General features: G+C 43.9%; 3 protein-coding genes. All 3 read right to left on the reverse strand.

What is annotated here, in order from left to right:
* Positions 1 to 996 (reverse strand): 2,3-bisphosphoglycerate-independent phosphoglycerate mutase (gene gpmI, locus ACWVCM_RS12455; RefSeq protein ID WP_455202079.1); only part of this gene is annotated, 996 nt, incomplete at its 3' end.
* Positions 997 to 1,200: 204 nt separating this feature from the next.
* A complete protein-coding gene (locus ACWVCM_RS12460) occupies positions 1,201 to 3,258 on the reverse strand; it encodes an AgmX/PglI C-terminal domain-containing protein (RefSeq protein ID WP_455202080.1) in 2,058 nt (685 codons plus the stop codon).
* Positions 3,259 to 3,261: 3 nt separating this feature from the next.
* Entirely contained in the window at positions 3,262 to 4,842 is a 1,581-nt protein-coding gene (locus ACWVCM_RS12465) for a fused MFS/spermidine synthase (protein ID WP_455202081.1), read from the reverse strand.
* Positions 4,843 to 4,880: the final 38 nt, after the last annotated feature.

Raw genomic sequence — 4,880 nt, forward strand, 5'->3', positions numbered from 1 at the left:
CGTTTCTGCACAGTGAAACTGCTTGAGTCCCGCATTACTGATGATTTCGCTGAGGGTCACCTGCGGTCTATCCTGGCAAAAAGCATAAGGTAAATGAAATTGCTCATCGTATTCCGTCATGCAGGTTACGGAAACTGGATTAAAATCATCGCGCGCAAAATCAGCAAACTTTTCACTACTCAGCGCTGCAGTTAGCTGGCGTGCACGATCTTTTCTGAAGTTGAAAAAAATGACAGTATCATCGTGATCAATAGAGCATTCATCAGCAACTCTGGTAGGCAGTATAAATTCATCGGACGTGTCATTTTGATAGGCTTTGTCAATGGCTTGTGCTGCTGAACTTGCTTCCAGCTGCGCTTGTCCTTTCACTATCGCACGCCAGGCTTTCTCGGTTCGATCCCAGCGCCGATCCCGATCCATCGCGTAATAGCGCCCCATCACACTCACGATTTTACCACCAGCCTTTTCTAACGCAGCCTCAAGCTCCGGTAAAAACAGTTTCGCTGACTTTGGTGGAGTATCGCGACCATCGGTTATCATATGGACCAAAGGTTTAGCTTCCTGACGCCGGCACAATTCAATAAGCGCCAACAGGTGATTAATATGACTATGCACACCACCATCAGAAACCAGACCGATCAAATGTACCGGCCTGTTATTACGTTTTGCTTTATCGATCGCCTCCAGGAACACCTGGTTTTCATAAAATTTTCCGTTTTCTACAGCGTCATCGATCGTTACCAGATCCTGGCGAATCACCTGTCCGCAACCCAGGGTAAGATGACCCACTTCCGAATTTCCCATTTGGCCATCAGGTAATCCCACGGCATGCCCGGAGGCCTGCAAGGAGGTCATGGGGTAGCGTGAAAAATAGTCGTCAAGATGTGGAGTATGGGCTTGAAGCACAGCGTTGTGATCCGGGCTTGGATTAATACCAAATCCATCCAGAATAATTAACAATACCGGTCTACGTGTAGAAATATTCTTATTAATCATTTAGTTAAAATCCATTACTTCTTGTTTGGCTGGCTGTCTATGCAAGCGATTAGACATCAGGCAGGTGAATTAGTTATCGGAAAATCAGTTCATATCTTAAAAATTTTAACGTCTCAACATGTAAGATTTGTGACATATTTTTATAGTGAATGCCGCGGTTTACATTGATGCGCCGCAATTAAATCACAAAATAAAATGCAATTTTTATGGCAGGAAATCGAGGGGATAAGTGATTTCGAATGGATCTGAATTTTTACTCTCAAAGTTCATGTTTTTTATGTAATCGACCAATTCCTCTTCCAGGCTGGTTGAATTCAGGTCGCTGGACATTATCTCAGCACGATCAACTTTTCCACTTGGTGCTATTGTCAATTCAAACACGACACGCCCTTTTAAATTTTTATCCTGTTCGTAAGCTCGTAAATACAAGTTATTGATTCTGGATCTATGACGAATAAATACGTTATGAATTTCCCGATAGCTACGTTGTTTCTTTTCCTCACTGCCAGTGGGAGACTTTGCGTTAGCCGTTTGTGTTACTGGTTTAGGTTGACCACTCTCAGATTTCTCAGCGTTTGCACCTGTTGCCGCCTTTTCTCTCAGAGCAGGACTCGACTCAGCGACTATAGTTTGTGGTTGTACAGTACTGGTCGCTGAATCCAAATTCACACCCCCTGAAGGAACGTCTGTTCTCGGCGCGGAAGTCGTTGGAGCAACCTGGCTGCCCTGGGATTCTGCGCGACTCGTTCCACCCTCTAATGAGTTTACTCTTGCATCGCCACGCGCATTCGTTGACAGTGCAGTGGACGGTTTTGCCTTAATGGCTGAAGACTGATTGGGATTAACCGTCAATGCCAGTTTGTCCACCACTTTTTCCTTATTGTTTGAATTTGCCTGGCTGCGCTCGACGGCCGCCATAGTTCTCTCCAGTGCTGGATCAGTTTTTTCTGCTGTGCTGGCTTTGGGGGGTATAAAGTCGATGGGAAATGCAACGGTAAAGGGCTTGCTACCTTTCGCGCAGAAATTGATTTGCTTGATACGTCCAACGATCTTTGCCTCAAATTGAGGTTCATTTAATGTACTGGTCGTTCGCTTGACAAGCCGGGTAACACGACCGAGAGGATCGATATCTATTTCATATTCAACTTTGCCCTTTATATCTGGATTTTTTCCGAGGGCTTGATTATAAATAGCAAATATCTCGTCTTTATGTTGATCGAACACCAACGCAACATCATCTTTGGTTCTATCAAGCTTTTTATCCCTGGTTTCAATGTTCTTACAAATTGTTTGTGTTGGCTGCGACATCCTTGCAGTTTTAGCCGGAGTTTTTGCGGTCTGACGCTGTTTTTGTTTTTGGGCTTGCGCTAACTGAGCTTTACGACTACGTACAACGATTCGATATTTCTTCGGACCGACTTCTCGAGCATTTGGATGAAATGGCAATACATATTTCTCGAAATATTCCCTGGATTTTACGTAGGCATCATGGTGCTGTTCATCATCCAGCTTGCGCAACGCTGAACGTGCAGTTTGTTTACCTTCCCTTGCCAGACCGCCTAGTTCCCTGGTACCCGCGTAAGCCATGCTCCATGCATAAGCCTCAAAATAATCCTGAGTAACTCCCTGACCATAATAATACAGCTCACCGAGACGCTTTTGAGCTTTAACAAAACCTTGCTGAGCATCTTCAGTCAACATTGCAACAGCTTTAGCATTATCCTGGGGAAATCCTTCCCCTTTTAGTAACCGCTGACTGTAGAGAAACCTTGCCTGTTTGTTACCCTTGCCGGCAATCTCCTGCAACACTTCCAGCGATTCATTGAGGTTTACAACTTTGCCAGTATCCAGTTTAAACAAACCTTCAAGTTTGGGTTTGGCCTTTTTATTACCGTTTTCCAAAGCCTTTTGTAACCAGTCATAGGCTTTATCGTAATCTTTAGGAATATTATGCTTACCATCAAAATAAAGCGAACCAAGGCGATACTGTGCATCGGTAAAGTTTTGCGAAGCTGCTTTTTCATACCAATACATTGCAGCATTGACATCTTTCTCCACACCTTCACCGTTAAAATATAATTGCCCCAACAGCATTTGCGCTTCTGGCTTACCATCAGTGGCAGCGATCAATGCTTCGTAGCGGGCTTTTTCATAATTACCCAGCAAATAAGCCTTGGTTGCCTCGTTAAAATCAGCCCGCACGGAAAAACAGGCAATTATACCTAGTGAAAAAATCAGGCTACGACTAATACGACGTTGCATACATCATCCAACGAGCAATTCAGGATCAATAGTATCCAGGATTGTTTTACGAATCAGTTCCCTCAACCAGAAATCATAAAAATCTATTGGATTATAGTTATCGGTTAGAATAATTGCAGGTGTGCCGGCAGGAAAGTGGTATTGAGCCCCCATACTGGACCGAATGGTTTTCTCAAAGGATGGGTGAATAGTAAATATCTTATCATCAACAGCTTGAAAGTCTCGCGGCTTTCCTTGATAGGCAATAAATATAACATTCCCTACGCCATTTGATTCCTGCACCTTGAATGCCGGATAAATTTCCACCTGATCGAACTCCTGCTCCAGGGTTTTGAGAACAGAAGCGGTCATAAAATTTTCCCCAACCAGGTTGCCAATGATGTTAATGGCCAATACACCTTCCGGTTTTAAGCGCGCTTTTGCCGAAGCCAGCGCCTCCTGGCTTAGCAGGTGGGCAGGTGTAAGATCACCATTGAATGCATCCATAACAAGAAAATCATACTGCTTTTTAGAACTAGTCAAATAATACCGGCCATCCTCGGCGATGACTGTACCTTTACTGTTGAAATTAAAATACTCCTGCGCCAGTTGAATCACCTTCTGGTCGATATCAACAACATCACAGGTAACACCATTTTGTTCGTACCAGCTTGGAACCAAACCTGCCCCTACACCAATAATCAGACAGTCGGTGCCTGTTGGATGCAGCATATACGGAATAAACTGCAGATAATAATTGTAATAGTAGATCGATAAGCCGTTTTTCATATCCATACCACCCTGAATCAGGCTATCAATCATCATAAACCGCGAATGTGAATCAGACGTTTTGCTGTCAACAACTTTTAAAGTGCCATAGAAGGTTTCGAAATGAGCCACTTTGCTCAATTCACTTCCATCCGGTAGAATTTTCGAAGTAAATTCGTGGGGGTGGTATAACAATAAAGGCAGGATAAAAGCCGCCACGGTTGCCCATTGCCGTTTAAAAAACACGAAATAGCCAATGGATAAAGCAATTAGCATAATTCCCGTCACCAGGAATATTTTATCCACGCCAAGCAGAGCAACTAAAATAAAACCGGTAACAATAGTACCCACCGTACTGCCAATAGTAGACAGGGCGTACAGCCCACCAACTACAGCGCCAAGGTTCCGTAACTGGGATGCTGCAATTTTTACCAGATAGGGTGACACGCATCCCAATAAAAACAATGCCGGACCAAACAGGATAAAAGTACTGGTAAATGCCCCACCCCTTAATCCAAGTGGTACACACATTTTAAGCACCGGAGCCTGAAGTACCGGTACAAGTAAAGTTAAAATACCGGCAACCATAATTATGATGTACAGATATTTTGGCGAAGAATAGCGATCTGCCAGATACCCGCCAAATCCATATCCCAGGGCTAGCGCTACCAGTGTCACGGCAATCAATGATGTCCATACAAACAGGCTAACCCCAAAGAATGGGCCAACAACTCGGGAACCCATAACCTCTATCACCATCACCAGGGCGCCACATATAACTGCCGTTAATAGAATATAAAATACGAACGCTTTACTTTGATCTTGCTGCACCGGCATTATGACCACCTATGAATTGATTCTTCGATATACAATGA

It is taken from the genome of Kaarinaea lacus, from assembly GCF_975902315.1.